The 25791-nt window shown below is 65.6% G+C and carries 23 protein-coding genes and 2 pseudogenes; 12 read left to right on the forward strand and 13 right to left on the reverse strand.

What is annotated here, in order from left to right; all coding sequences use genetic code 11:
- Positions 1-11 precede the first annotated feature (11 nt).
- From G6N36_RS16995 to G6N36_RS17025, 7 genes are read left to right on the forward strand one after another with little or no spacing between them, the layout of a single operon-like run.
- The gene (locus G6N36_RS16995; protein ID WP_163687876.1) at positions 12-437 is read left to right on the forward strand and encodes a hypothetical protein; all 426 of its coding nucleotides are present in this window, start codon (positions 12-14) and stop codon (positions 435-437) included.
- Positions 434-1651, forward strand: coding sequence for a cytochrome P450 (locus G6N36_RS17000; RefSeq protein ID WP_163687878.1), 1218 nt, complete (start codon positions 434-436; stop codon positions 1649-1651). Before G6N36_RS16995 ends, G6N36_RS17000 begins: the two co-directional genes overlap by 4 nt.
- Entirely contained in the window at positions 1648-2697 is a 1050-nt protein-coding gene (locus tag G6N36_RS17005) for an NAD(P)H-dependent amine dehydrogenase family protein (protein WP_163687881.1), read from the forward strand. Before G6N36_RS17000 ends, G6N36_RS17005 begins: the two co-directional genes overlap by 4 nt.
- Positions 2690-3748: an NAD(P)H-dependent amine dehydrogenase family protein gene (locus G6N36_RS17010; protein WP_163687884.1), complete on the forward strand. Its 1059-nt coding sequence runs from the start codon at positions 2690-2692 to the stop codon at positions 3746-3748. The genes G6N36_RS17005 and G6N36_RS17010 overlap by 8 nt, the downstream gene beginning before the upstream one ends.
- Positions 3745-4158: a hypothetical protein gene (locus tag G6N36_RS17015; RefSeq protein ID WP_163687887.1), complete on the forward strand. Its 414-nt coding sequence runs from the start codon at positions 3745-3747 to the stop codon at positions 4156-4158. Before G6N36_RS17010 ends, G6N36_RS17015 begins: the two co-directional genes overlap by 4 nt.
- A complete protein-coding gene (locus tag G6N36_RS17020) occupies positions 4155-5360 on the forward strand; it encodes a cytochrome P450 (RefSeq protein ID WP_235690087.1) in 1206 nt (401 codons plus the stop codon). The genes G6N36_RS17015 and G6N36_RS17020 overlap by 4 nt, the downstream gene beginning before the upstream one ends.
- The gene (locus G6N36_RS17025) at positions 5360-5926 is read left to right on the forward strand and encodes an isomerase (RefSeq protein ID WP_163687890.1); all 567 of its coding nucleotides are present in this window, start codon (positions 5360-5362) and stop codon (positions 5924-5926) included. The genes G6N36_RS17020 and G6N36_RS17025 overlap by 1 nt, the downstream gene beginning before the upstream one ends.
- A 77-nt stretch (positions 5927-6003) precedes the next feature.
- Here G6N36_RS17025 and G6N36_RS30125 read toward each other — a convergent pair.
- From G6N36_RS30125 to G6N36_RS17055, 7 genes and pseudogenes are all read right to left on the reverse strand, one after another.
- Positions 6004-6117: pseudogene (locus tag G6N36_RS30125) on the reverse strand (glyoxalase superfamily protein); the annotation flags it as partial.
- A 5-nt stretch (positions 6118-6122) separates the two neighbouring features.
- Positions 6123-6569, reverse strand: a complete 447-nt coding sequence (locus G6N36_RS17030) for a type II toxin-antitoxin system Rv0910 family toxin (RefSeq protein ID WP_163687893.1) — start codon at positions 6567-6569, stop codon at positions 6123-6125.
- Positions 6570-6574: 5 nt separating this feature from the next.
- Positions 6575-6856 (reverse strand): antitoxin, encoded by a 282-nt coding sequence (locus G6N36_RS17035; RefSeq protein ID WP_163687896.1) that lies wholly within the window; start codon positions 6854-6856, stop codon positions 6575-6577.
- Between the two features lie 9 nt (positions 6857-6865).
- Complete coding sequence (locus G6N36_RS17040) at positions 6866-9253, reverse strand: cation-translocating P-type ATPase (protein ID WP_163687900.1); 2388 nt, start codon at positions 9251-9253, stop codon at positions 6866-6868.
- Positions 9250-10836, reverse strand: a complete 1587-nt coding sequence (locus tag G6N36_RS17045) for a serine hydrolase (RefSeq protein WP_163687903.1) — start codon at positions 10834-10836, stop codon at positions 9250-9252. The genes G6N36_RS17040 and G6N36_RS17045 overlap by 4 nt, the downstream gene beginning before the upstream one ends.
- A 26-nt stretch (positions 10837-10862) precedes the next feature.
- Positions 10863-11972: an MBL fold metallo-hydrolase gene (locus tag G6N36_RS17050; RefSeq protein WP_163687906.1), complete on the reverse strand. Its 1110-nt coding sequence runs from the start codon at positions 11970-11972 to the stop codon at positions 10863-10865.
- Entirely contained in the window at positions 11972-12706 is a 735-nt protein-coding gene (locus G6N36_RS17055; protein ID WP_163687909.1) for an enoyl-CoA hydratase, read from the reverse strand. The genes G6N36_RS17050 and G6N36_RS17055 overlap by 1 nt, the downstream gene beginning before the upstream one ends.
- Positions 12707-12732: 26 nt before the next feature.
- Here G6N36_RS17055 and G6N36_RS17060 point away from each other — a divergent pair, with 26 nt between their 5' ends.
- Positions 12733-14202, forward strand: a complete 1470-nt coding sequence (locus tag G6N36_RS17060; protein ID WP_163687912.1) for an acetyl-coenzyme A carboxylase carboxyl transferase subunits beta/alpha — start codon at positions 12733-12735, stop codon at positions 14200-14202.
- A gap of 99 nt (positions 14203-14301) precedes the next feature.
- Complete coding sequence (locus G6N36_RS17065; protein WP_163687915.1) at positions 14302-14994, forward strand: hypothetical protein; 693 nt, start codon at positions 14302-14304, stop codon at positions 14992-14994.
- Between the two features lie 6 nt (positions 14995-15000).
- On the opposite strand, the gene G6N36_RS17070 is transcribed toward G6N36_RS17065, so the two are convergent.
- On the reverse strand, positions 15001-15447 hold the full coding sequence (locus G6N36_RS17070) for a hypothetical protein (RefSeq protein ID WP_163687917.1): 447 nt from the start codon (positions 15445-15447) through the stop codon (positions 15001-15003).
- A gap of 9 nt (positions 15448-15456) precedes the next feature.
- Positions 15457-16002 (reverse strand): TetR/AcrR family transcriptional regulator, encoded by a 546-nt coding sequence (locus tag G6N36_RS17075; protein ID WP_163687920.1) that lies wholly within the window; start codon positions 16000-16002, stop codon positions 15457-15459.
- 100 nt (positions 16003-16102) lie between these two features.
- Here G6N36_RS17075 and G6N36_RS17080 point away from each other — a divergent pair, with 100 nt between their 5' ends.
- Positions 16103-17239 carry an FAD-dependent oxidoreductase gene (locus G6N36_RS17080; RefSeq protein ID WP_163687923.1) on the forward strand — a complete coding sequence of 379 codons (1137 nt, stop codon included), beginning with the start codon at positions 16103-16105 and terminating at the stop codon, positions 17237-17239.
- Here G6N36_RS17080 and G6N36_RS17085 read toward each other — a convergent pair.
- Both G6N36_RS17085 and G6N36_RS17090 read right to left on the reverse strand, forming a co-directional pair.
- Positions 17217-17618, reverse strand: coding sequence for a hypothetical protein (locus G6N36_RS17085; protein ID WP_163687927.1), 402 nt, complete (start codon positions 17616-17618; stop codon positions 17217-17219). The genes G6N36_RS17080 and G6N36_RS17085 overlap by 23 nt on opposite strands.
- A gap of 30 nt (positions 17619-17648) precedes the next feature.
- Positions 17649-19274, reverse strand: coding sequence for an AMP-binding protein (locus G6N36_RS17090; RefSeq protein ID WP_163687933.1), 1626 nt, complete (start codon positions 19272-19274; stop codon positions 17649-17651).
- 35 nt (positions 19275-19309) lie between these two features.
- Here G6N36_RS17090 and G6N36_RS17095 point away from each other — a divergent pair, with 35 nt between their 5' ends.
- Both G6N36_RS17095 and G6N36_RS30370 read left to right on the forward strand, forming a co-directional pair.
- On the forward strand, positions 19310-20407 hold the full coding sequence (locus tag G6N36_RS17095) for an epoxide hydrolase family protein (RefSeq protein ID WP_163687936.1): 1098 nt from the start codon (positions 19310-19312) through the stop codon (positions 20405-20407).
- A gap of 8 nt (positions 20408-20415) precedes the next feature.
- Positions 20416-21809 (forward strand): annotated as a pseudogene (locus G6N36_RS30370) (NAD(P)-binding protein).
- Here G6N36_RS30370 and G6N36_RS17105 read toward each other — a convergent pair.
- Together G6N36_RS17105 and G6N36_RS17110 are read right to left on the reverse strand one after the other, a co-directional pair.
- Positions 21806-23626, reverse strand: a complete 1821-nt coding sequence (locus tag G6N36_RS17105; RefSeq protein ID WP_163687939.1) for an ABC transporter ATP-binding protein — start codon at positions 23624-23626, stop codon at positions 21806-21808. The pseudogene G6N36_RS30370 and the gene G6N36_RS17105 overlap by 4 nt on opposite strands.
- Positions 23623-25578: an ABC transporter ATP-binding protein gene (locus tag G6N36_RS17110; protein ID WP_163687942.1), complete on the reverse strand. Its 1956-nt coding sequence runs from the start codon at positions 25576-25578 to the stop codon at positions 23623-23625. Before G6N36_RS17110 ends, G6N36_RS17105 begins: the two co-directional genes overlap by 4 nt.
- Between the last annotated feature and the right edge of the window lie 213 nt (positions 25579-25791).

The raw sequence follows: 25791 nt of genomic DNA on the forward strand, positions 1-25791 counted from the left end.
GGAGTACTGCCATGACGACGACGCCTGAAGCCCAGACCGAAGCGAAGGCCGAGGATCTACCCCCGGGCACCACGCCGTACTACGCCCGGATGCACAAGTGGATCAAGCGAGCGGTGCTGGTCTGTCTCGTCGCACTCGTCATCGAGGGTGCGTTCACGCTGCCGTTCATGGCCGTCTACTACGGCTATCCGACGCTCAGCCTCACCGAGATCTGCAGTGAACTGCTGAAGGTGCGCTACTCCGACGACGCGCTGGAGTGCAAGGTCCCGTATCCGCCGTTGGGTCCGCCGGAAGGAGCCGAAGGCAAGGACACCGCGCAGGATGAATGGGGTATCCAGCCCGTGCCGAAGTACAACCGGATCGGATTCCGCGAACTCGTGCGAATCCACGACGAGAGAGAAGCGCGGCTGGCCGCCGAGCAACAAGGGGCACCGTGACGAAGTCGCTCGAGGAGCACGCGAACAACTGGGATCTCCGACATGAGGATTTCCAGGACAACGACTTCCTCTACGACGTCTACGAAGTGATGCGCCGCAACTCCCCCTTCGCGCATACCGATACGCCATTCCTGAGCGCGACGCCCGGCGGCGCATGGGTGGCGGTCCGCTATGAGGACTGCTACAAGATTCTGCAGGACTGGGAGCATTTCTCGTCCAATCCGACGCCCGAGGCTTCCGAGCGGCTCGCCGGCGATCTCGTGATCACGCTCGATCCGCCTCGGCAGCAGCAGTTCCGCAAGGTGCTCAACCCGTACTTCTCACCGGCGCGGATGAAGGCGCTCACACCCCAGATCCGCGACGAAACCGACTATCTCATAGACGATTTCATCGACGAGGGCCGCGGAGACCTCGCCCAGGTTGCGTGGCGTCAGCCTGGGATCGTGTTCTTCAAGTACTTGTTCGGATTGCCCATCGACGACGTACCGCTGTGTATCGACCTGACCGACGGCGGGTTGAACGGCGACACCGAGGAAGCGCGCGGGGCCGCGTGGGGCGGGCTATACCAGCACCTCCACGACGCGATCACCGCACGGACCACCCAACCCCCGAAGGACGACATGATTGACGTCCTTCTCAACGCCGAGATCGACGGCGAAAGGCTGCAGTTCGGCGACATCGTCGGCAACGCAATGCTCTTGGTGCAGGCAGGTCTCGAAACCACGGCAAGCGCAATGTCGTTCGCTTTCCACTATCTCGCGACGCATCCCGAGGAGCGCGACCGCCTCATCGAGGACCCCGAGCTGCGGCCCCGCGCCATCGAGGAGTTCCTTCGCTTCTCAGGGTCGATCCACGGCATCCCGCGAACCGTCACCCGGGAAGTCGAACTGAGTGGCCACACCTTCTGCCCCGGTGAATCCGTCATCGTCAACTACGCCTCCGCGAATCGCGATGCGGGACAGTTTCCCGACCCAGACCGCTGCATCCTCGATCGCAAGTCGAATCGCCACCTGGGATTCGGCGCAGGCGTCCATCGGTGCCTCGGCTCCAATCTGGCTCGCCTGGAATTCCAGATCGGGGTCGAGCAGGTGCTGTCACGGATGCCTGACTACCGCCTCGCGACCGACCAGGATGCGATGTTCCACGGCAACTCCGTCACCCGAGGTTTCCGGTCTATCCCAGTGATTTTCACGCCCGGCGAGAAGTCGATATGACGTTCCGAATCGTCCAGTGGACGACCGGCAACATCGGAGTGAAGTCGGTGCACGCGATCGTCGAGAACTCACAGCTCGAGTTGGTCGGATGCTACGCCTGGTCACCGGACAAGGTCGGCAAAGACGTCGGCGAACTGTGTGGCATCCCACCGCTCGGTGTGACGGCCACCGACGATGTCGACGCCTTGATCGCGCTGAAGCCGGATTGCGTTGTCTACAACCAGATGTTCGCCGACGTCGACCACCTTGTCCGCATTCTCGAAGCGGGCATCAACGTGGTCACTACATCGGAGTTCATCACTGGACACCGGCTCGGCGAAGGGCGTGATCGTGTTGCGAAGGCATGTGAGGCCGGCAAGTCGACGATCTTCGGCAGCGGACTGAACCCCGGCTTCATCCAGCTCTTCGCGATCGTTTCGGCAGGGCTGTCCGATCGGATCGATCGGGTCTACATCGAGGAATCCTTCGACACCACGATCTACAACTCTCCGGAGACCGAGAAGATCATGGGATTCGGATACCCGATCGACTACCCGGATCTGCATGCGGTGACCGAGGAAGGGTCTTCGATATTCCGTGAAGCGGTCATGCTCGTCGCCGACGCCCTGGGGGTCGAACTCGACGACATCCGCTGCGAGGCCAAGTACGCGCAGGCCACGGAGGACGTCAGCCTTCCCGGTGACTGGGTCATCGCCAAAGGTTGCGTAGCGGGAATCGACGTGAGCTGGAAGGGCTACGTCGGTGACCGGGACGTCGTCGAAGCACGGGCGGTGTGGACCAAAGGTCAAGCATTGGAACCTCTCTGGGAGATGGGATTCGGCTACCAGATCACGGTCGAGGGGCGGCCGACGATCAAGACCACTCTCGCCTTCGAGCCGCCGCCCGACTTCGTGGCCGAAACCATCGAGGAATACATCCTGCTCGGACTCACCATCACCGCCGTCCCGGCGATCACCGCGATCCCCGCCGTCGTCGCGGCGGACCCCGGCATCGCGACCTACAACGACCTGCCGCTGCTTCTGCCCCGAGGTGTCATTAATGTCTGAGAAAACCTATCGAGTCATTCAATGGATGACCGGCGACGTCGGGCAGGTCGGGGTCCGGCACTTCTCCGACAACCCCACGTTCGACCTCGTCGCCGTCCTCGTGCACAGCGAGGAAAAGGTCGGCAAGGACGCGGGTGAGATCGCAGGCATCCCCCCGACAGGTGTCATCGCGACCGATGACATCGAGGCGGTCATCACCATGGATGCCGACTGTGTCTTCTACACGCCGATCATCATGGACACCGAGACCGTCTGCAGGCTCCTGCGTTCCGGCAAGAACGTCGTCACCACAAGCGGCTTCTTCTACCCGTCACCCGATTTCGCCGCGGACTGCGAGAAGATCCGTTCTGCGTGTGCCGACGGCGGAACGTCGTTTCACGGCGGCGGTATCCACCCCGGATACGCGGGCGACATCCTGCCGGTAACGCTGGCCCGGGTGATGAACAGGATCGACCAGATCCGCGTAGAGGAGGTGGTCAACGTTCTCACCGATGCGCCACTCGACCACATCGAATGGATGGGGTTCGGCAAGGACAGGGACAAATTCCTCTCTGAGCCAACGATTCTCGGCCTTGGCCTTCCGTTCTTCGCGCAATCGATGTACATGATCGCCGACGGCCTCGGTGTGGCCATCGACCAGGTGACCGCGGCCGACGTCGCGGCCGGGGTGGCGACCGAGGACATCCCCCATCCCTTGGGTGCGATACCGCGCGGCACTGTCGCGGCCCAACGCCACGAGTGGACGGCCTGGGTCGACGGCAAACCACTCATCGTCTTCGGGGCCCTCTACACCACCACCACATCGGATAAACTCGACCCGGCCTGGGAATTCGGGAAAACGCGCTACCGCATCGAGATCCAGGGCGACCCGCCGACCGAACTCATCCTCCAGGGCGTCGACCAACCCGACGGCACGATGCACCATCCGGGCTACGACTGGACCGCAATGGGTGCCATCAACGCGATCCCCGACGTCTGCGATGCGCAGCCCGGGTGGGTGCACCATTTCGACCTGGGCCTGATCCGGCCGCGAGGCCTGGTTCGCAAATGACCGCACCGCGACTCCATCACGTCGTCTTCGCCGTCGCTCCAGAGCGCCACGAGACCGGCGCGCAGATGTTCACCGACCTCGGCTTTCGTCTGCAACCGGCCGAACTCGCCGAACTCGGGGTCACCGTCAGCCTGGACTGGGATCGGGGCATCGAGCTCATCAGCCCCACTGCGGGCGCGACGACGGAGGTGGCGGCATCGGTCCAGGCGTTTCTCGACAGCAACGGCGACGGCATCTATACCGTCGTGCTGCAGGTCCCCGGCGCCTCGGAGGCCGGGGCCGTCGCCGAGCGGTACGGGTCGACGATCCGCTTTCGTCAGAAGCTGGAGGGCGACGGCACGCACCTCGAGGAGATCGACCTGTCGGTGTTGGGCCTGCCGTTGACATTGTTGGACACCAACATTCCGTGAACGTATTCGACGCCGGCCTCCCGACCCTGTCCTACGACGTCACCGACACGCCGCAGGAGATCTACCCGCAGTTTCGGGCCGCACAGCAGCTCGCGCCAATCGCGCTAGGGCCGATCGGTCCCGAGGTGATCTCGTATGAGCTAGCCCGAACCGTGCTTCGCGATCCGAGTTTCGTCGTCCCCAAGGGCATCCACCTGTCCGCCCACGGCATCACGTCAGGACCGTTGTGGGACAGGGTGACCCGCAGCATCCTCAACATGGAGGGCGACGAACACCGTCGACTGCGGAGCCTGGTGTCGCGGGCCTTCACGCCAAGGGCGACGGCCCGAATGCACGACACCATTCACACCGTCGTCAACGAGCTCATCGACCAGGTTGCCGATTCGGGCGGTTGCGAGTTCGTCGCGGATATCGCACGGCCCTACCCCATTCCGGTCATCTGCGCCCTGCTCGGCGCTCCGCGTGAGGACTGGCGGCAGTTCTCCCGCTGGGCCGACGACATCTTCAAAATTGTCAGCTTCGACTGCAATCTCGCCGAGGAGCAACCCGTCGTGCTCAAGGCGTGGGGCGAGTTCGACGACTACATCGACGACATGGTCGCCGACAGGCGGCAGAACTTGACCGACGATCTGCTGTCCGACCTCATCCGGATCGAGGATGCCGGAGACCGGTTGGACACCGGGGAGTTGCGCATGCTGGCGTTCAGCATTCTCGTGGCCGGCACCGACACCACCCGCAGCCAGCTCGCCGCGTCGATGCAGGTGCTCTGCGATCACCCTGAGCAGTGGTCACTGCTGAGAGAGCAGCCGAGGCTGGCGATGCCGGCCGTCGAGGAGACGATGCGTCATTCACCGTCGATGTGCAGCACGGTGCGCAGCGTCGCCGAGGACGTCACCATCGGCGACTACACCTTTCCGGCGGACACCTTCATCATCGTGAATACCTATGCCGCCAACCGCGATAGCGCGATCTATGACGATCCGGCTCGTTTCGACATCACCCGCGACGAACCGCCACCGATCCTGACCTTCGGTGGCGGCGTCCACTATTGCCTGGGCGCCAACCTGGCACGGTTGGAACTCGCGGAGGCGCTGAAGATACTCACCAAGCGCATCCGGGCCCCACGGCGCACCGAATCGGTGCCGTGGAAACCTCTGCTCGGTCTCAGCGGACCGACCAGCCTGCAGATAGAGTTCGCCTGATGTCCTACAAGTTCGATCCCGACGTGCTGGGCACGGTGGCCAAGCAGGTCGTCGGCCTGCCGCTGCAAAGCGGTGAGTTGATCACCCGGGCCATCGAGGCGCTCGCCGACGAATACCCAGACCTCATCGATGCCACGTCAGGACGCTGGGTGGGCAGCAAGGCGGGCGGCATCCTCGGCAAGGTCCGTTTCCTCTACTTCCGCCCGCGTGAGTACATCGTGATCTTCGGCTCACCAACTGGCACCCAGGGCTTTTCGGGCCGCTACAAACACGTTGACGTGCACAAGTTCCTGATCGCCGGCCAAATAGACTGGTACGACTTGGAATCCGATGACCTATCCGCCAAACCGCTGATGCCCGGCGAGCACGCACACATGGTGCGCGGTCAAGCCCGCGGTATGACCATCCATCCCGGTTCATGGCACATTGAGTACGGCCGCGGTGCGGTGGCCACCACCCTGCCGTTCGCGATGGTCGACACCCTGCTGGTGTCACTGGAGTTCGAATCGGTGCGCCGCTCGACAGTCGAGTTCGCCAAGCTGGTGCGCCGCCAACTGCGCCGCTGACGCGTTCTCGAGTGTTGGGTTTTGTCACGCTCTGCGGCGCCGGTTTCCGTCGTATAAGTTGCCAATCGCGGAAAGTCCGGCCCGAATCGGTCCTCCCAGTCCGTGACGAAGCCCAGATAGTCGAGGTAGAACTCCTCGGCCTTGGCCTGGTCGAAGATGCGCAGCACCCGGACGGCCCGCTCGAGCCGCATGGCGATCAGTCCGGCGCGAACACAGATTTGAAGCGGTTCAACGACTCTCGGATGTCGCTCTTGAGCGCATTGGCGACGACCATGCCGATCGGACCGAACAGCGCGGGACCGCCGAGGTGTACGTCGAATGTGACCGTCGACCCGCCTGGATCCTGCTCGACGGGCCGCACCTTGCCGAGGAGTTTGACCTTGACGCCACCGCTCCCGTCGCCGTTGAGCGTCATCGCCTCCGGCGGTTTGAAGTGCACGATGGTCCACTTGATCCGGTTGGGCATGCCCTTGACTTCCACGATCGACTCGATGACCGTGCCCTTCTCCAGGGTCTCGGGCAGCTTGCTCCGCCACACCCGGTGAATGCTGAGCCACTCCTTGTAACGGGACAGATCCGACGCGCACTCCCACGCCTTCTCCGGCGGAAGGGGGACGTCGACGGAGACGGAAAGTTTGGCCATCCGTGCTAAGAGGTGGGCGGGGCCGTCGGGGGTCGATGTGGCGACGCGTCGCCCGGCGGCGGCTGCGGCGGCGGTACCTGGCCCGACTGCTGCGTCGGAGGTACCTGCCCGGGTTGGTTGACGTTGTTATCCACCGCCTTCTTGGCGGCGTCCTGCACCTTGTTGACGTGCTGGGCGTACTTGCCCTGCGTCTTCTTGTCTACGAGGTCACCGGCCTTGTCGATAGCGGTGTCCACCTTGTCGGCGTTCTTGGCCAGCACGGTCTTCAGCTTGTCGAGGAATGCCATGCGGCCACCCTACTCCGAACGCCACAACCTGCGACGTTCCCCCAAGACGGCGCCCTGAACCCACCAGATGACCTCGATCGCCGCTGCCCCGACGAGGCCGATGATCAGCGCCGTCGTCGTGGTTTTGACGTTCGACGGGTCGAGCATGAACGCCTTTCGCGCCAGCGGTATCGAGAAAATCACCACGTACGCCAGACCGGACACCACGACCAACGCCACCCGCCACCATTCATACGGCCGTGCGACTACTGCCAGCACCCAGACCCCGGTCACCAGCAGTGTGATTAGGGCCGCCGTCGACGCCTGCATCTGTTCGGCAGCGGTGGCTTCGCGCCCCTGATAGGCGACGAGGTACGACGTGAAAGTCGCGATACCCACCACCATGCCCGACGGCAGTGCCGCCGTCATGACCCGTCGCACGAATCCCGTGTGCGCCCGTTCGTTGTTGGGCGCCAGCGACAGGATGAACGCCGGGATGCCGATGGTGAACCACGCGGCGATCGTGACGTGGATCGGCTGGAACGGAAACAACAACGGATCGGTACCGAACAGCTCCGATGACAGTCCACCGAGGCCGACGAGTATCGCCAGCAGCACGGAGTACACGGTTTTGGTCAGAAACAGGTTCGAGACCCGTTCGATGTTGCCGATCACCCGGCGGCCCTCGCCGACCACATACGGCAGCGTCGCGAACTTGTTGTCCAGCAACACGATCTGAGCCACCGCGCGGGAGGCTGAGCTGCCCGAGCCCATTGCGACACCGATGTCGGCGTCCTTGAGTGCCAGCACGTCGTTGACGCCGTCGCCGGTCATCGCCACGGTGTGCCCGCGGGACTGCAGAGCGTGCACCATGGCCCGCTTCTGGTCGGGCCGCACCCGGCCGAACGTCGTGTACTCCTCAAGTGTGTCGGCCAGCTGCTCGGGCTCGTCAGGCAGCTGGCGGGCGTCCATGGTCTCGCCGTCGAGGCCCAGCGAGCCGGCGACCGCCCCGACCGACACCGCGTTGTCACCCGAGATGACCTTGATCGAAACCTTCTGATCAGCAAAGTAATCCAGAGTGTCACGGGCATCAGGCCGTATTCGTTGTTCGAGCACCACCAGCGCAGCCGGTGTGATAGCACCGGGCGCCTCGGCGTGATCGACGGGCAACTCGCACGAGCCGAGCAGCAGTACACGAAGTCCCTGCGCGCCGATCTCCTCTGCCTGCTTGGCGATTTCCGACCCCGGTGCGAGTAGCACGTCAGGTGCGCCGATCACCCAGTTGCCGTGGTCGGCGTACGACGCGCCACTCCACTTGGTCGCGGATTTGAACGGTGCGGTGGCGGTGGCTTCCCACCCAGGCGGCATCTTGTAGGCCTCGGCGATGGCCGCCATGCTGGCGTTGGGTCGCGCGTCGTCGGCGGCGAGCTGTGCCAGGATATCGGCGACTGCGCATTCGTCGAGCTTCTTGAGATCCGATACCCGCATACCGTTTTCGGTGAGGGTGCCGGTCTTGTCGGCACATACGACGTCGACGCGGGCCAGCCCCTCGATGGCAGGCAATTCGTTGACCAGGCACTGCCTGCGGCCGAGTCGGACGACGCCGACGGCGAACGCGATCGACGTCATGAGCACCAAACCCTCGGGCACCATCGGCACCAGGGCGCCGACCATCCGCAACACCGACTCCCGCCAATCCGAACCGGTGGTGAACAGCTGGGTGTAGATGATCAGCAGGCCGGCGGGGATCAACAGGTAGGTGATGAACTGCAGGATCTTGTTGATACCGCTGCGCAGTTCGGAATTCACCAATGTGAACTTGCTCGCCTCCTCGGCGAGTTTGGCCGCGTAGGCTTCCTTCCCGACCTTGGTGGCCCGGTATGCGCCGCTGCCCGCGACGACGAAACTGCCCGACATGACGTTGTCACCGGCGTCCTTGGCGATCGGGTCGGCCTCACCGGTGAGCAGGGACTCGTCGACCTCGAGGTTGGATTCCTCGACGATCTCACCGTCGACGACGATCTGGTCGCCGGGGCCGAGTTCGATGATGTCATCGAGCACGACCTCGGCGGGAAGTACCGCTTCGGTCCCGGATTGCCTGCGCACCAAGGGTTTCGCCTGACCCACGATGGCCAGTTTGTCCAGGGTCTGCTTGGCCCGTAGTTCCTGGATGATGCCGATCGCGCTGTTGGCGATGATGAGCAGCCCGAATGCGCCGTTGATCACCGAACCGGTGGAGAGCACGATGACGAGCAGCACCCCGAGAATCGCGTTGATACGGGTGAACACATTGGCCCGCACGATCTCGGAGACACTGCGGGCGGCGCGGGTCGGCACGTCATTGGTCTTGCCTTCGGAAACACGCTGTGCGACTTCGGCATCGGTCAGACCGGCGGCTTCGACGGGAACGGTGGTCACTTGGTGAAAGTCCCTCTACCGAGCTCGTCGTAGTACTCCAGCATCAGCCTGTCGCCGTCGAATGTCGCCTTGGAAATGGTTCCCGGCGGCGCATTTTCGGTGACGAACGTGAACGTGAAGACGTTGCCGTCCCAATGTTGCAGTGGCACGGTCAGCTTCGTGCCGAGCGCCAGCATCAGCTGGCCGTCCTTCTCGGTGACCCGCGCCGGACCCCAATAGTCGTTGGCGTAGGTGCCGACGTAGGTGGCCAGCGGCGCGGCCGGTGCCGGACTCGAGGGCCGCGGCTTGCCGACGAGCGACCCATCGGGCTTCTCCATCTCAGCGAAGACCGCGCTGTAGAGGCCGTACCAGTCCTCACGCACCTCGCCGAACTGGACGAGATCCGCGAATTGAGCTGTCAGCGTTTCGGGAACGCCCGAGGGGGTGGCGTTGGTCAGCGCGACGATCGCCACGTCGGCCGACGGCAGGATCGCGAAATTCGTTCCGGCGCCGAGTTCGAACGCACCAGAGTGGCTCAGTTCCGTACGCGATGCCGACGTCGTCCCCACATTGAAGCCGAATCCGTAGAAGCCGGACCGCATCGCCGGTTCCGACGCGGGGCTCGACACGATCTGCGGGGTGAGCGCGGGCAACAGTGCGTCGGCGTCGACGATCTGCTTGTCGCCGTGCTTTCCGTTCGCGAGCACCATCGCGAGCCACCGGGTCATGTCGTTGACGGACGAGCTCGCACCGCCGGCGGGCGCTTGGGGGTCCGCGTCACGGACATAGAGCGGCTCGTACCGGCCGTCGACGTGGATGTGTCCGACGGCGCGGTCGGCGCGGGACTCGTAGTCGGCGAACCGGTAGCTTGTCGACGGCATGCCAAGCGGGTCGAACAGCACGTCGTCGGCCAGCACGTCCCACGGCTTGCCGGCACTCACCGCGACCGCCTCGGCGCCCGTGGTGTAGCCGTAGTTGGTGTAGGCGTAGGAGATTCGGAACGGATCGAGTGGTTGGTCGCGCAGGCGGTCCATGATGTAGCGGCGGTCGTGGCCGATGTCCTCGAGCATGTCTCCCGCGTGGTCGGGCAGTCCGGATCGGTGCGAGAGCATGTCACCGACGGTGACCATCTGCGTGACGACCGGGTCCGACAGGGCGAACCACGGCAACTTCGACACGATGGGGGTGTCCCAGCCGATCGCGTTCACACCGACCTGGTGGGCGACCACCGTCGAGGAGATCGGCTTGGACAGTGACGCCAGTTGAAACACCGTGTCGGGTTCGACGCGGTTCTTCTCGTCATCGCCGGCTCGGACGTCTTTGACGCCGAAACCTTTCGCGTACACGGTTTCCCCCCGGTACACGACGGCGACCGCCATGCCGGGAATCCCGGATTGACGCATCAGTTCCTCAGCGATGCCGTCGAGTTTGGCGATGGCCTTGTCGACGGCGTTCTCGGGCAGGGGCATCGCGGGCACCAGCGGCGGCGGTATGTCCGCCTGGGTCGGCGTTGACGGCGGCGCCGGGTCGGCAGGCTTGTCCGTGGTGCAGCCCGGTGCGAGGGCGATCAACCCCACGACGGCCAGCCTGGCCAGTGCATTCATGCGTGCACCGTATCCCGTCGAAATGGCTAGGGCAGCCACCACGGGTCGTTCGCCAACGCCGCGTCGGGCTGGACCCGCTGCCCCGGCTTCGGCACCGCGATCAGGGCCTTGTCGGCTTCGGCCGCCTTGACCAGTCGCTGCACCGGCTCAGACCACGGATGCGGCGCGAGCCGGAACGTCGCCCAGTGGATCGGAACCAGCAACCCCGCGTCGGTGACGTCGCGGTGCGCGCGCACCGCTTCCTCGGGGTTCATGTGGATGTCTGGCCAGCCGGGGTGATAGGCGCCCACCGGCATCAGGGTCAGGTCGAACGGTCCGTGCTCTACGCCGATGTCGCCGAAGCTGTTCGAATATCCGGTGTCGCCGCCGAAGAACGCGCGATGGCTCGGCCCGATCAGCGCCCATGACGACCACAGCGTCGTGTTGCGGGTCAGGAACCGGCCGGAGAAATGCCGCGCGGGGGTGCACACCAGGGTCAGGTCGCCGAGGCGGGCGCTCTCGTTCCAGTCGAGTTCGACGATCCGGTCGGCCGGGATGTGCCAGGACCGCAGATGGGCGCCGATGCCGAGTGGGACGAAGAACTTGGCTCGCTGGGTGCGCGCCAGTTGTTTGACGGTGTCGATGTCGAGGTGGTCGTAGTGGTCGTGGCTGATGATGACCGCGTCGATGGCCGGCAGCGCCTCGAGCGGGGCAGGCACCGGGTGCAGCCGCCGCGGGCCGATCGTCCTCGACGGCGAGCAACGGTCGCTCCAGACGGGGTCCGCCAGCACGCGGTAGCCGTCGACCTCGATGACCGCCGACGAATGGCCGTACCAGGTGACGGCGAGGTCACCCGCCGCCAGGCTCGGGTCGGGGGTGACCAACGGGACCTCTGAGGGCGGGAGCTGGCTCGAACTCCCGCCGATGACCTCACGGACCAGCAGGAACTGTTCCTGGCGGGTCAGGCTGACCGGGTTCGCGGCCTCGAGGTTGACGAAGACGCCGTCCCGGTAGTTCGGGGACCTCTTGGCGACACCGTCGATCTCCTGCGGGGACGCGCCGAGGGCCGACGGCGTGCCGTGCAGCGCGCGCAATGCCCATCCACCGGCCAGCAACGAAGCCGTTCCAAAGCCGATGCGCAGCGCCGCCCCGATCATCAGGCCCCCTGGAACCTCGGCGGCCGCTTCTCGATGCGCGCCACCTGAGCCTCGATGACGTCCTGACTGGCCCATGCCCGGTCGAACAGATCCGTGTGCTCGGGCCACGGGTCCTCGTAGGCGCCGTCGTCGTTGAGCACGCGCTTGGCGTGCTGCAGGGCCAGCGGCGCGTAGCCGGCGAGTTCGGCGGCCCAGGCCTGCGCGTCCGCCAGCGTGCCGATGCGGTTGGCCATGCCCGTGTGCAGGGCGGCCTCGGCGGTCAGCCGTTCGGCGCCGAGCAGCATGCCCCTCGCGCGGCCGGCTCCGACCAGCGAGGTGAGCCGCCGGATGCTCCAATTATCCAACGCCAGGCCATATTTCGCGACGGGGAACTGGAAGTACGCCTCGGGTGCGACGACCCGTAGATCGCAGATCATCGAGAGGATGACGCCTGCGCCGATCGCGGGTCCGTTGATGGCGCCGATGACCGGCACGGGGGCCCTGTCGATCGCGATGTTGAGGGCCTTGGCCTTGTCGGGGAGCTCCTCGGCGACGCCCGCTGCATCGGACAGATCCGCGCCGGAACTGAACACATGGCCCTGGCCGGTGAGCACGATGGCGCGGACATTCTCGCTCGCGGCCTTCTCCACCGCATCGCGCAGACCGTCTACGAGTGCGCCGTTGAGCGCGTTGCGGCGGTCGGCGCGCTGCATTTCCAGCGTCATCACGTCGCCGTCGCGGGTCACACCAATCATGGCGCCACCCTATATAACCTCTGAGTGTGAGCCGGATCGGTGCCTTTGAACTGCGCGATGCCGTGCTGGACGCCAATTCGTTCCATAGCTGGGACACCCCACCTATGGAGGTCGGCGGCAGCGCGGAGTACCGGCGCGAGCTGGCTGACGCGGCCACCAAGACCGGCCTCGACGAGTCGGTGCTGACCGGCGAGGGCACCGTCTTCGGGCGGCGAGTGGCTTTGGTGGCCTGCGAGTTCGACTTCCTGGCGGGTTCGATCGGGGTGGCCGCGGCGGAGCGGATCACCCGTGCGGTGGCCCGCGCGACGGCCGAGCACCTGCCGTTGGTCGCGTCGCCGAGTTCAGGTGGCACCCGCATGCAGGAGGGCACGGTCGCGTTCCTGCAGATGGTCAAGATCGCCGCGGCCGTCGAACTGCACAAGCGGGCACATCTGCCGTATCTGGTGTACCTGCGCCATCCGACGACCGGTGGGGTGTTCGCCTCGTGGGGGTCGCTTGGCCATGTCACCGCAGCCGAACCGGGCGCGCTGATCGGTTTCCTCGGTCCGCGGGTGTACGAGCACCTCTACGGTGAACCCTTCCCATCGGGCGTGCAGACCGCGGAGAACCTGGAGCGCCACGCCGTGATCGACGGCGTGATACCGCTGGAGGCGCTGCGCTCGACGCTCGACCGCACGCTGAAGGTTCTCGCCGATGCGCCCGAGCCGCCACCGCCACCGCCGGCGTCCGTGCCGATAGCCGACGTGCCCGCATGGGATTCGGTGGTGGCCTCGCGTCGGCCGGACCGCCCCGGCGTGGGATACCTGTTGCGGCACGGCACATCCGACCGGGTCCTGTTGTCGGGCACCGGCCGCGGCGAGGATGCCACCACACTGCTGGCGCTGGCCAGGTTCGGCGGTCAACCGGCCGTCGTGCTCGGCCAGCAGCGGGTGCTCGGCGGCATGGTCGGCCCGGCGGCGCTGCGCGAGGCGCGGCGCGGCATGGCGCTGGCCGCAGGACTGAAGTTGCCGCTCGTACTCGTCATCGACACGGCGGGACCGGCGCTCACGGTCGAGGCCGAACAGGACGGCTTGGCCGGCGAAATCGCCCGCTGTCTGGCCGATCTCGTCACGCTGGACACACCGACGGTGTCGATCCTGCTCGGCCAGGGCAGCGGGGGGCCCGCGCTGGCGATGGTGCCCGCCGACCGGGTACTTGCCGCCCTGCACGGTTGGCTCGCCCCGCTACCACCGGAGGGGGCGAGCGCCATCGTTTTCCGCGACACCGAACACGCTCCGGAACTTGCTGCGGCACAGGGCATCCGCTCAGTCGACCTGTTGCGCAGCGGTATCGTCGACGCGATCGTGCCCGAGTCTCCCGATGCGGCCGATGAACCGCTGGCCTTCACGCGACGGCTCTCGGACACCATCGCCAACGAACTGCACGGGTTGCGCTCGATGCCCGACGCGGAACGACTCAACGTCCGGCTCGCGCGCTATCGGGAGATCGGGCTGTAGCGCCGCCGAACGTGGGTTACCCGCACACCAAAGCGCAGTTTCTTGTGCGGGTAACCCACGTTCGGCGGAGTCAGACTTCGCCGTGGCATTCTGGGATAGATGGAAGCGCTCCTGCACTTCGCCGGGAACTTCTGGTGGCTGATCTTTCCGCTCAGTGGGGTCATCGGCGGTGGATTGAAGGCCGTCCAAGCGGCCAACGAGCGCCGCGCGCAGCGACGGCTCGAGCGCTACCGCATCAAACAGCAGACCAAGGTCGCACTCGCGGAAGCGTCGGGCCGGGCCCGCACCAACGAAGCCGCCAACCGTCGGGAGATGACGAAAGTGCTGGCCCGCCACGACAACACCGACGCCCGCTGGCTCGAATACGAGATCGACGTCGCCAAGCTGCTGGACTTTCCGCTGATGACCGATATGCGCGACCCACTGACCATTGCGTTCCACAAGGCTCGCAGCCGTGCCGATCTACTGCGACCCGACAGCATCGAAGACATCCTCGACGACCGCGATGCGCAACTGGAGTACCGCGACGCGGTGCACGAATACGTCGCCGCGTTCGATGTGGCCGAGGCCGAGGCGATCCGCCGACGCCGCAGCGACTTCTCCGCCGAGGCGCAGGAGCGTCTCGAGCGTGCACAGCATCTATTGCGGCTGGCATCGGACGGCGGCGCCACCAACGAGGAGCGCAGGGCCGCCTACGCGCGCGCCAAGAAGGAACTCGACGGGCTGATCGTCCTTCCGGCCGTCACCCGCGCCGCCATCGAGCGCAAGATCGCGGGCGAGATCGAGGCCTGACCCTTTTCAGGCGACGGCCAGTGCGACGAGCAACGCCGCGCAGGTGACGAGGTCCAGCGGCAGCCGCAAAAGGCTGCGTCGGGTCCAGGCGACTGCGGCCGCCTCGTCGATGCCAGCGGGATCGGCCTTCTCGAATTCCACGGCCCTGGGCACGAAGTCGACCAGCGACCACACCCGCATCACGGCGTGGCTGACCAAGGCCACCAGCAGCGCAAGCCGTACATCGGCGTTACCCCAGGAGGCGATCAGCGCGACGATCAGCAGCACCTCGAAGAGGGTGTGCGCCGGAATCCAGAATCGGCGCCGCGAAATGCCACCGTTCTGCGCCTGGATGATGCCGGGTCGCTTCGGCCAGGCGGGGTCGACGACGACGGTTTCATAGAGGCCGCCGCCGAACAGAACGCAGGCGACGAGGGTCGTCGTGGCGATCAGGACGAGCGTCGGTGTCCACATCACCGCCAATTATCTAGGCGCGTCGAGATAGCGCTGAACGGTGGGTCCCAGCCACGCGACCGCCTCGTCGTGCGGCATCGTGACGATCGGCGGCAACTGCAGGACGTACCTGCACAGGGCCAGACCGAGCGTCTGCGTGGCGATCAATGCGGCGCGGCGTTCGGGTTCGGCGGGGTTGATCTTCGCGATCACCGGCAACAGTTGACTCGCGAACATCGCCCGCATCCGTTGCGCCGCTTCGGCATTGGTGGCGCTGGCCCGCAGCAGCACGATGAGCACCTCGTCGCGTTCCCACCGTTTCATGAAGTGGTCGACCAGGGCGGCGCCCAACCGATCACGAGCGATATCCGAGAGGTCGGGTAGCTCCAGGTCGAAGTCGGCCGCCGCGGCGAACAGCTGGTCCTTGCTGCCGAAGTACCGCATCACCATCGACGGGTCGATGTTCGCGTCCCCGGCGATGGCCCTGATGGTCGCCCGCTCGAACCCGGCTTTGGCGAACTGCTCCCTGGCTGCCGCCAGGATCACGGCCTTGGTCTGCTCCGACGATCTACGCATGCCAACAAGTGTATGCCAACGATTGTTGACATTCGTCACAACGCGGGCCATAGTTATGCCAACAAGTGTTGGCATAGGCAGTCCGAGAAAGGAGAAGGCAATGTATGACACCGATGTTCTGGTTATCGGCGCAGGTCCGACCGGTTTGGCCCTGGCCGCCTCCCTGGTCGCACGCGGAGTCGCGACCACGGTCGTCGACCAGCAGGCGGCGGGAGCCAACACCTCCCGCGCCGCCGTGGTGAACGCCCGCACGCTCGAGGTGCTGGAAGACCTGGACCTGGCCAGGCGCCTCGTCAAGGAAGGCGTCGAGGCGCCGCGGTTCACCATCCGCGACCGGGGCCGCACGCTGATCCCGATCGACTTCAGCGGGTTGCCGACCGAGTATCCGTACTCGCTGATGGTGCCGCAGTCGACCACCGAGCGCCTGCTGCTCGAACGCCTCGAAGAGGTCGGCGGATCCGTGCAGCGGCCGCGGAGCGTCACCGCGATCGATCAGGATCCCGAGGGGGTGACGGCGACGTTCGAGGACGGTGACGTCGTTCGCGCACGCTATGCCGTCGGCGCGGACGGCATCCGCAGCATTGTGCGCCGGCAGGCGGGGATCGATTTCGAAGGCAGCGTGTACGACGAGTCGTTCGTGCTCGCCGACGTCAAGCTGGCCGGCGACGCGCCACGTGACGAAGTGATCCTGTACTGGGCGACGGCCGGCCTGACCGTGGTGGCTCCCCTGCCGGATGGCACGTACCGAATCGTCGCCCCCGTCGCCGACGCCCCCGAGGCGCCGTCCGCGGAGTTCGTACAACAGATTCTCGACACCCGTGTCGGCGCGCACCGACTGGAGGTCACCGCGGTCATCTGGGGTTCGCGGTTCCGCGTCCACCACCGCGTCGCGGACACCTTCCGCGCGGGCCGTCTGCTACTCGCGGGCGACGCCGCGCACGTGCACAGCCCTGCAGGCGGGCAGGGCATGAATCTGGGCATTCAAGACGCCGTCGCATTGGCCCACGCGCTCGCCGCCGTCCTCGACGGAGCTCCGGACAGCCTGCTCGACGAGTACAGCGGTACTCGTCGACCGATCGCCAAAGACGTTGTGGCGACGACCCATCGGCTCACCCGGTTGGCCACACTGCCGCCCGCGGTACGCCCGATCCGCAATGCGGTCATCGGTCTGGCCGGGCGGGTGCCGTCGATTCGGCTGGCGCTGGCCCGCAGGCTCAGCGGTCTGGTGTACCGCTGAGCGCGCCCATCCGGCCGCGGCTGCCGACATACAGCGCCGCGGTCGCAGCAACGATCTCGGTGAACGCCAGCAGCGTCGCCACCGTCATGAGGGTCGACGGCGTCGGCACCGCAGCGTGTGGGGCGCTGTGGTGATGCGCGGGAGCGGGCAGGTGCAGCGCGATCATGGCGAGGTTCATCAGCGCGACGACCACCCACGCCCGCGCCGTGCCGTGACGCCACAGGTCATGTGCGCAATACAGGCAGGTGAGAATCATGGTCGCGAGCAGCGCCGCCGCGACCAGGCTGGACGCGTGGCCGAGCATCGCCGCGTGCAGTCCGGCCGAGACGGCCGCCAGCACCGCGCACGCCCGTCGGGCGAGAGTCGATGGGGACGTCACGTAGGTGAAGACTCCGGTGGCGACCAGAACTCATCCCTCCGTGGAGTCGAGACCGAGAAGTTTGACCGTTTCGGCGCGCATGTCGACTTTGCGCACCTTGCCGGTGACGGTCATCGGGAACTCGTCGACAACGTGCACGTAGCGCGGGATCTTGTAGTGGGCCAGCTTTCCGTCGGCGAATTCCCGCAGAGCCTGGGCGTCCAGCGGGTCCTTACCCGGCTTCATCCGCACCCACGCGCAGACTTCCTCGCCGAACTTCTCGTCGGGGACGCCGATCACCTGCGCGTCGTCGATATCGGGATGGGTGTAGAGAAACTCCTCGATTTCGCGCGGGTAGATGTTCTCACCGCCCCGGATCACCATGTCCTTGATGCGGCCGACGACGTTGCAGTACCCGTCGTCGCGCATGACCGCCAGATCACCGGTGTGCATCCAGCCGTCCCGGTCGATCGCCTCGCCGGTCTTGGCCTCGTCGTCCCAATAGCCGAGCATCACCGAGTAACCGCGCGTGCAGAATTCGCCGGGCAATCCGCGTTCGACGACCGCGCCGGTTTCAGGGTCGACGATTTTGATCTCGACGTGCGGATGGGCCCGGCCGATCGAACTGGTACGACGTTCGAGGTCGTCGTCGATGAGCGTCTGACAGGACACCGGCGACGTCTCCGTCATGCCGTAGGCGATCGCCACCTCGGTCATGTGCATGTCGCTGACGCAGCGCTTCATGACCTCGACCGGGCAGACCGATCCGGCCATGATGCCCGTGCGCAGCGAAGACAGATCGCGCTGCGCCAGGTCGGGCTGGCCGAGCATCGCGATGAACATCGTCGGCACCCCGTAAACGCCTGTACACCTTTCCTTTTCGATGGCCTCCAGGGTGAGGGCGGGATCGAAGGCCGGCGCCGGGATCACCATCGTGGCGCCGTGGCTCGTACACCCCAGGTTGCCCATCACCATGCCGAAGCAGTGATAGAAGGGCACCGGTATGCACAGGCGGTCGTTCGGGCCGAAGTTGATGAGCTCGGTGGTGAAGTAGCCGTTGTTGAGGATGTTGCGATGCGAGAGCGTCGCGCCCTTGGGAAAACCCGTTGTGCCCGAGGTGTATTGGATGTTGATCGGTTGGGTGTTGTCCAGCGAGTCCGTCCGCGCCCGGAGTTCGTCGACGGATACCTGCTCCGCCTTGTCGACCAGAGCACGCCAGTCCCTTTCCAGGTACAGCACGTCCCGCAGTTCGGGTGCCTCGGCACTCACCTCGTCGACCATGCTCACGTAGTCCGACGTCTTGAACGATGTGGCGGAGATCAGCGTCCGGATACCGGACTGCTGCAGTACGTAGGCGAGTTCGTGGGTGCGGTAAGCCGGATTGATGTTGACCAGAATCGCGCCGATCTTCGCGGTCGCGTACTGCACGATCGTCCACTCGGGGCAGTTGGGCGCCCAGATGCCGACGCGTTCACCGCGTTCGATGCCCAGCGCCATCAGGCCGCGGGCGATCAGGTCCACGTCGTCGTTGAGTTCGGCGTACGTCCACCGCCGACTGCTTGCCATGTCAACCAATGCATCGCCGCCGGGGTTGGCCGCGACGGTGCGTTCGAAGTTCTGCCCGATGGTCTCCTCGAGAATGGGGATGTCGGTGCGACCCGCGTCTTGCGACTTCATCAGCTCAATATTGCGCTCTCTGGGAGGATCCGACCATGGTTTCTCCCTTCCGCATCGCAATTCCCGACTCCGATCTCGACGACCTGCAGACCAGGTTGGCCCGCACCCGCTGGCCCGAGGCCGAATGCGTCGACGACTGGAGCCAGGGCATCCCGCTGGCCTACACCCGGCGGCTGGCCGACTACTGGGCCACCGAATACGACTGGCGGGCACGCGAAGCGGCGCTGAACCGGTTCGACCACTTCACGACGGAAATCGACGGTCTCGACATTCATTTCATTCATCAGCGCTCGGATGAGAAGAATGCGTTCCCGCTGCTGATCACCCACGGTTGGCCCGGTTCGATCGTCGAGTTCCACAAAGTCATCGAGCCGCTGACCGAACGCGGGTTCGACGTGGTGTGCCCGTCGCTGCCGGGATACGGCTTCTCCGCCAAGCCCACCGCGACGGGCTGGGGCGTCGAGAAGATCGCGACGGCGTGGGACACCCTGATGGGCCGGTTGGGCTACGAACGCTTCGGCGCGCAGGGCGGCGACTGGGGCGCTGCCGTGACGACGCAGATCGGCCGCAACGGCGGCAGATGCGCGGGCATCCACCTGAACATGCCGCTCGGCTTCCCGCCCGGCAAACTCGACAATCCGACCGAGGAGGAGAAGGCGGCGCTCGAACGGGGCCAGTACTACCAGAAGTGGGATTCCGGCTACTCCAAACAGCAGTCGACGCGGCCGCAAACCGTCGGCTACGGATTGGTGGACTCCCCCGTTGGCCAGTTGGCGTGGATCGTCGAGAAGTTCTGGTCGTGGACGGACAGCGACGGCGATCCGGAGAACGTGCTGACCCGCGACGAGATGCTCGACAACGTGATGCTGTACTGGTTGACCGCGTCCGGGGCGTCGTCGGCGCGGCTGTACTGGGAGAGCTTCAACGCGTTCGGCAGCTTCGACCGCGTCGAGCTGCCCACCGGCGTCGCGGCGTTCCCCAGGGAGATCCTCAAGGCGCCGCGTAGTTGGTGCGAGGCCGGGTACAACATCACGCACTGGACGGACATGCCGCGCGGGGGACATTTCGCGGCGTTCGAACAGCCGGAGCTGTTCGTCGACGACGTCGGAAAGTTCTTCACCACGCTGCGCTAGGAGATTCGATGCGAACGATCGAGGCCGACTACCTCGTCGTCGGCGCGGGCGCCATGGGGCTCGCGTTCACCGACACACTGGTGGCCGAAACGGACGCGACGGTCGTGGTGGTCGATCGCAACGACCAGCCGGGGGGCCACTGGACGGCGGCGTACCCGTTCGTGCGCCTGCATCAGCCGTCGGCGTACTACGGCGTGAACTCGCGGAGTCTGGGCAGCGACACCATCGACCACAGCGGCCTGAACGCCGGCTACTACGAGTTGGCCAGCGGCGCGGAGGTCTGCGCCTACTTCGACGCGGTGATGCGTCAGCATCTGCTGCCGACGGGTCGAGTGACGTACCTGCCGATGAGCGAATACCTCGGCGACGGGCGCGTGCGCACGCTCGGCGGCGAAGAGATCGAAGTGACCGCGCGCCGCGTCGTCACCACACACGTCGAGATCGTCGTGCCGTCGATGCGCGGGCCGTCCTACGACGTCGCCGCCGGCGTCGAATGCGTGCCGCCCAACGCGCTGCCGCGTCTCCGCGAGGCGCGGGGGGCGGTACGTGATCGTGGGGGGCGGGCAAGACCGCGATGGATGCATGCCTGTGGCTGTTGCGCCACGGCGTGGCGCCGGCGCGGTTGACGTGGATCAAGCCGCGCGACTCGTGGCTGCTGGACCGCGCGGCGATCCAGCCCGGCTCGCAGTTCGCGCGCGGTGTGTTGCGCGACTTCTCCAATCAGCTCAACGCGGTGCTGGAGGCCGAGTCGCTGCCGGATCTGTTCAGGATCCTGGAGGACAAGGGCTGTCTACAGCGCATCGACACCTCCGTCGAGCCCACGATGTACCGGTGCGCGATCCTGTCGAAGTCAGAACTCGAGGAGTTGCGACGAATCTCCGATGTCGTCCGGATGGGTCATGTCCAGTCGATCGAGCCGGGCCGCATCACGCTCGAGGGTGGGACCCTCGACATCGACGGCTCAGCGTTGTACATCGACTGCAGCGCAGACGGTTTCGCGCGAATCGCGCCGACAACGGTGTTCACCGATGAGGGCATCGCCCTACAGGCGGTGCGGACCTGCCAGCCCGCATTCAGCGCGGCCGTCATCGGCCACGTCGAAGCGACGTACCCCGACGACGAGACCAAGAACGCGTACTGCAACCCCGTGCCCTATCCGTCCGATCCCATCGACTGGTTGCGAATGATGCTGGCGTTCAACAAGAACCAGCTGCAGTGGTTCACCGATCCCGACATGATGGCGTGGGTCGACGCGTCACGGCTAAACGTCCTGCATCACGTGTCGGCCGGCGTCAGCGAGCGTGCCCGGGAGAAGATCATCTCGGTGCTGAACTCCAATATGCCCGTGATCAACGACAAGCTGGAGAAGCTGCTGGCGCAGGCCGGATACGCCGACGACTAAGCCAGCGACTCTTCCCAGGCGCGGTGCAGCGCCGCGTACCGGCCATCGGTGCGACCGATCAGCTCGTCGGGCGAGCCGTCCTCGACGATGCGCCCGTGCTCGACTACCAACACCCGATCGGCGACCTGCACGGTGGACAGCCGGTGCGCGATGACGAGCGCGGTCCGGTCGGCGAGCACCGTCTCCAGCGCACGTTGCACCTGCCGCTCGCTGGGGATGTCCAGCGACGACGTCGCCTCGTCGAGGATCAGCACCGCGGGGTCGGCGAGAAAGGCTCTGGCGAAGGCCACCAGTTGCCGCTGGCCGGCCGACAGCCGTCCACCGCGCTTGGCGACGTCGGTGTCGTAGCCCTCGGGAAGCGCGTCGATGAACCGGTCCGCGCCGACGGCCCTGGCCGCCGCGACCACCTCGTCGTCTGTCGCGTCAGGCCTGCCGAAGCGAATGTTGTCGGCCACGGTGCCCTCGAACATGAAGTTCTCCTGCGTCACCATGACGACGTGGCGACGCAGCTCGGACTGGGCGAGGTCGCGCAAGTCGACGCCGTCCAAGGTGACCGATCCCGACGACGGATCATAGAAGCGCGCAATGAGTTTCGCGATGGTTGTCTTGCCCGCACCTGTGGTGCCCACCAGCGCGACGGTTTGACCTGCAGGCACCACGAGGTTGAGATCCGGCAACACGGGACGTCCCTCGACGTACGAGAACTGCACATCGTTGAACGCGATGTCACCGCGGACCGTGTCGAGTTCGACGGGCTGCTGCGGATCGCTGATGCTCGGCCGCTCGGCGAGCACACCCGCCAGCTTCTCCAGCGCCGATGATGCGGACTGGAACGTATTGAAGAACTGCGAGATCTCCTGCATCGGTTCGAAGAACATCCGCAGGTAGAGCAGGAACGCCGCCAGCGTGCCGATGGTCATCTCGCCGTGCAGCACGCGGTAGCCGCCGTAGAGCAGCACCACGCTGGTGGTCAAGTTGCCGACGAGTTTCACACCGGGCATGAAGATCGCGAGCAACCTGAAGGTCTTCTCGTTGATCTCGCGGTAGTCGTCGGCAACGTCCTCGAAGATCTCTTGGTTGCGGGGTTCCCGGCGATACGCCTGCACCGCCTTGATACCGGTCATCGTCTCGACGAACTGCACGATCACCAGTGCCGCGCTTTCGCGCACCTTGCGGTAGACCTTGGCCGACTCGTTGCGGAACCACCACACCAGCGCGACCAGGATGGGCACGGCGACCAGACACATCAGGCCGAGCCGAACATCCAGCGTCACAAGCAGAATCGAGGTGCCGACCAGGGTCAGCGCCGCGGTGATCATGCTGTCGAAACCCGTCTCGAGCATGTCCTGGATGGCCTCGACGTCGTTGGTGGACCGGCTCACCACCCGGCCCGAGGTGTAGCGGTCGTGGAACCTGATGTCGAGTCGCTGGAAGTGCCGGAACACCCTGCGCCGCAACTCCGTCAGGACCTTCTGCCCAACACGGCCCGACCGCCGCAGGAAGAAGACTCTGCTGACGGCCTGCACCAGCACCACTCCGGCCAAGGTAGCCACCACCAGCATCAGGGTGTGCCGAACCCCGTCGACGATCGGCGGAATGCCCCGGTCGATGCCTCGCTGCACCAGAATCGGAACAGAAAGGCGGGCAGCGTTTTCCACCACGACGACGAGCGCGAGCAGGGCCACCGTCCTGCTGTACGGCCGCAGTAGCGAGCCGAGCAGTGCGCGGGCCTCGCGGCGCCGCGGAAGGCTCTCGTCGATCGGCAGGTCGTCGTCCTGGTCCTCGTCGAACCTACCGCGCCACTCGGTGATGCTCATCGACCCTCGGCCTCCGAGGTGACGAACCTGGGCTCTACGCGCTCGTGTTCCAGTGCTTCCTGCTCGCTGTATGTGTGGTCGAGCCGGTGACGGTCGTCGTCCTCCTGCCACTCGCAGGCACGCTCGCGGCCGTCGTCGAGTTCGTCGTCGGCGGCCAGCAGATAGCGGTACTGCGGGACGGCGGCAAGCAACTCGGCGTGCGTGCCGACGTGGGTGATGACGCCGTCGTCCAGCAGTGCGACCTTGTCGGCGAGCAATACCGTCGATGCGCGATGCGCGACGACGATGCCGGTCACCGCGTGCAAGACCCGACGCAGAGCCTCCTCGACGACGGCCTCGGTGTGCACGTCCAGCGCGGACAGCGTGTCGTCGAGGACGAGGATCTTCGGTGCCGCCAAAATGGCGCGCGCGAGCGAAAGCCGTTGCCGCTGACCGCCGGACAGGCTCATGCCCTGCTCGCCGATGCGGGTGTCCAGACCGAACGGCAGGTCGTAAACGAACTGTGCGGCTGCGACGTCGATCGCCTGGGCCATCTCTTCGTTGGTCGCATCCGGGGCGCCCAACCTCAGGTTCTCGGCGACAGACATGGAGAACAGCGTCGGATCCTCGAACGCGGTGGCCACCGTCTTGCGCAGGGTGGGCAGCGACATCTCACGAATGTCTGTGCCGTCGATGCGGATCGCGCCCTCGGTGACGTCGTGGAGCCGCGACACCAGCGATGCCAACACGGACTTGCCCGATCCTGTCGAACCGACGAGCGCCAGCGTCTCCCCCGGTTCCACGGTGACGGTGACGTGGCGCAGAACCCAGTTGTCCGCTTCACCGGACGCCGCCGGCCGGTCATCGCCGGCATCGGGGAACCGGAACCCGACGTCGACCAACTCCAGCCTGCCGCGCGACGGCACGACGTCACTGGGACCGTCGACGATTTCCACTGGTGCATCGAAAATCTCGGCGATGCGGTTGGCGGCGGTGAACGACTCCTGCGTCATGGACAGCAGGAATCCCAGCGACGCGATCGGCCAGACCAGCGACAGCATCATCGTGATGAACGCGACCAGCGTGCCCATGGTCACCACGCCGTGCCCGGCGGCGTACGCACCGAAGCCGAGCACCACGATCAGCGTCAGGTTGGGGATGACCTCGAGCAGCGTCCAGAACTTGGCGGACACCTGGACTCTGTCGAGCTGGGTGTCGTAGAGATCGGTGACTTGCTCGTCGAACCTCTCGTAGACGTAGTCCTCGCGACCGAACGACTTCACCACCCGCAAACCCAACGCGGATTCCTCGACATGGGTGGCGACGTGGCCTGCCTGATCCTGAGCCAACCGCGACAACCGCACGTACTCCCGCTGGAAATGCAGCACGGTCGCGGCGATCGGCACGATCGACAGCAGCACGACCACACCGAGTGGCCAGTACATCGTCAGCAAAATGATGGTCACCGCGGTGATCTGAATGGTGGACAGCAGCAGGAAGACCATGCCGAACGACATGAATCGGCGAATCGTGCCGAGGTCGTTCATGATTCGCGACAGCAGCTGACCCGACTGCCAACGGCCATGGAAGATCATCGGCAGGATCTGCAGGCGGGCGTAGAGGTCCTTGCGGATGTCGGCTTCCACGCCCATGGTGGCCCGCGCGACCAGCCACCGCCGGATGAACCACAGCACCGCCTCGGAGATGCCGACGCCCATCGCCGCGGCGCCGAGCAGCCAGAGTCCCTGCTGATCCTGCTGACGCACCGGGCCGTCGATGACGGCCTTGGTCATCAGCGGGATCGCCACGGTGGCGACAAGGGAAAGGAGCGCGGTCGCGACCATCGCGATCCAGCGGACGCGGTAAGGCATGAGGTAGGGCAGGATGCGCCACAAATCCGAGCTCGCTCTGACGCGTTTGGGCGGCGGCGCAAGAGCCGGCGCCGCGCGAAGCGCGTTCGAGGAGTCAGTCACTTAGAAGATCTTCCCATTACCTGCAAACTGTTAACGTGCTGGACGCACCGTAAAACCTCAACAAACATTGAGGTCAATTGCTTCCGAACGGGTCGCCGAGAACAAACCGCACGCGTTGGAGGAAGCCGCAGCGCTCTTTTTGTCGTCCGCGTCAAAAAAGTGCCGAAGAGGCCCACGACTTGCTATCAGTCGATCGTTTCGGGGCCCGTGACG

This window comes from Mycolicibacterium gadium, assembly GCF_010728925.1.
In the GTDB taxonomy this organism is placed as follows: Bacteria; Actinomycetota; Actinomycetes; order Mycobacteriales; family Mycobacteriaceae; genus Mycobacterium; species Mycobacterium gadium.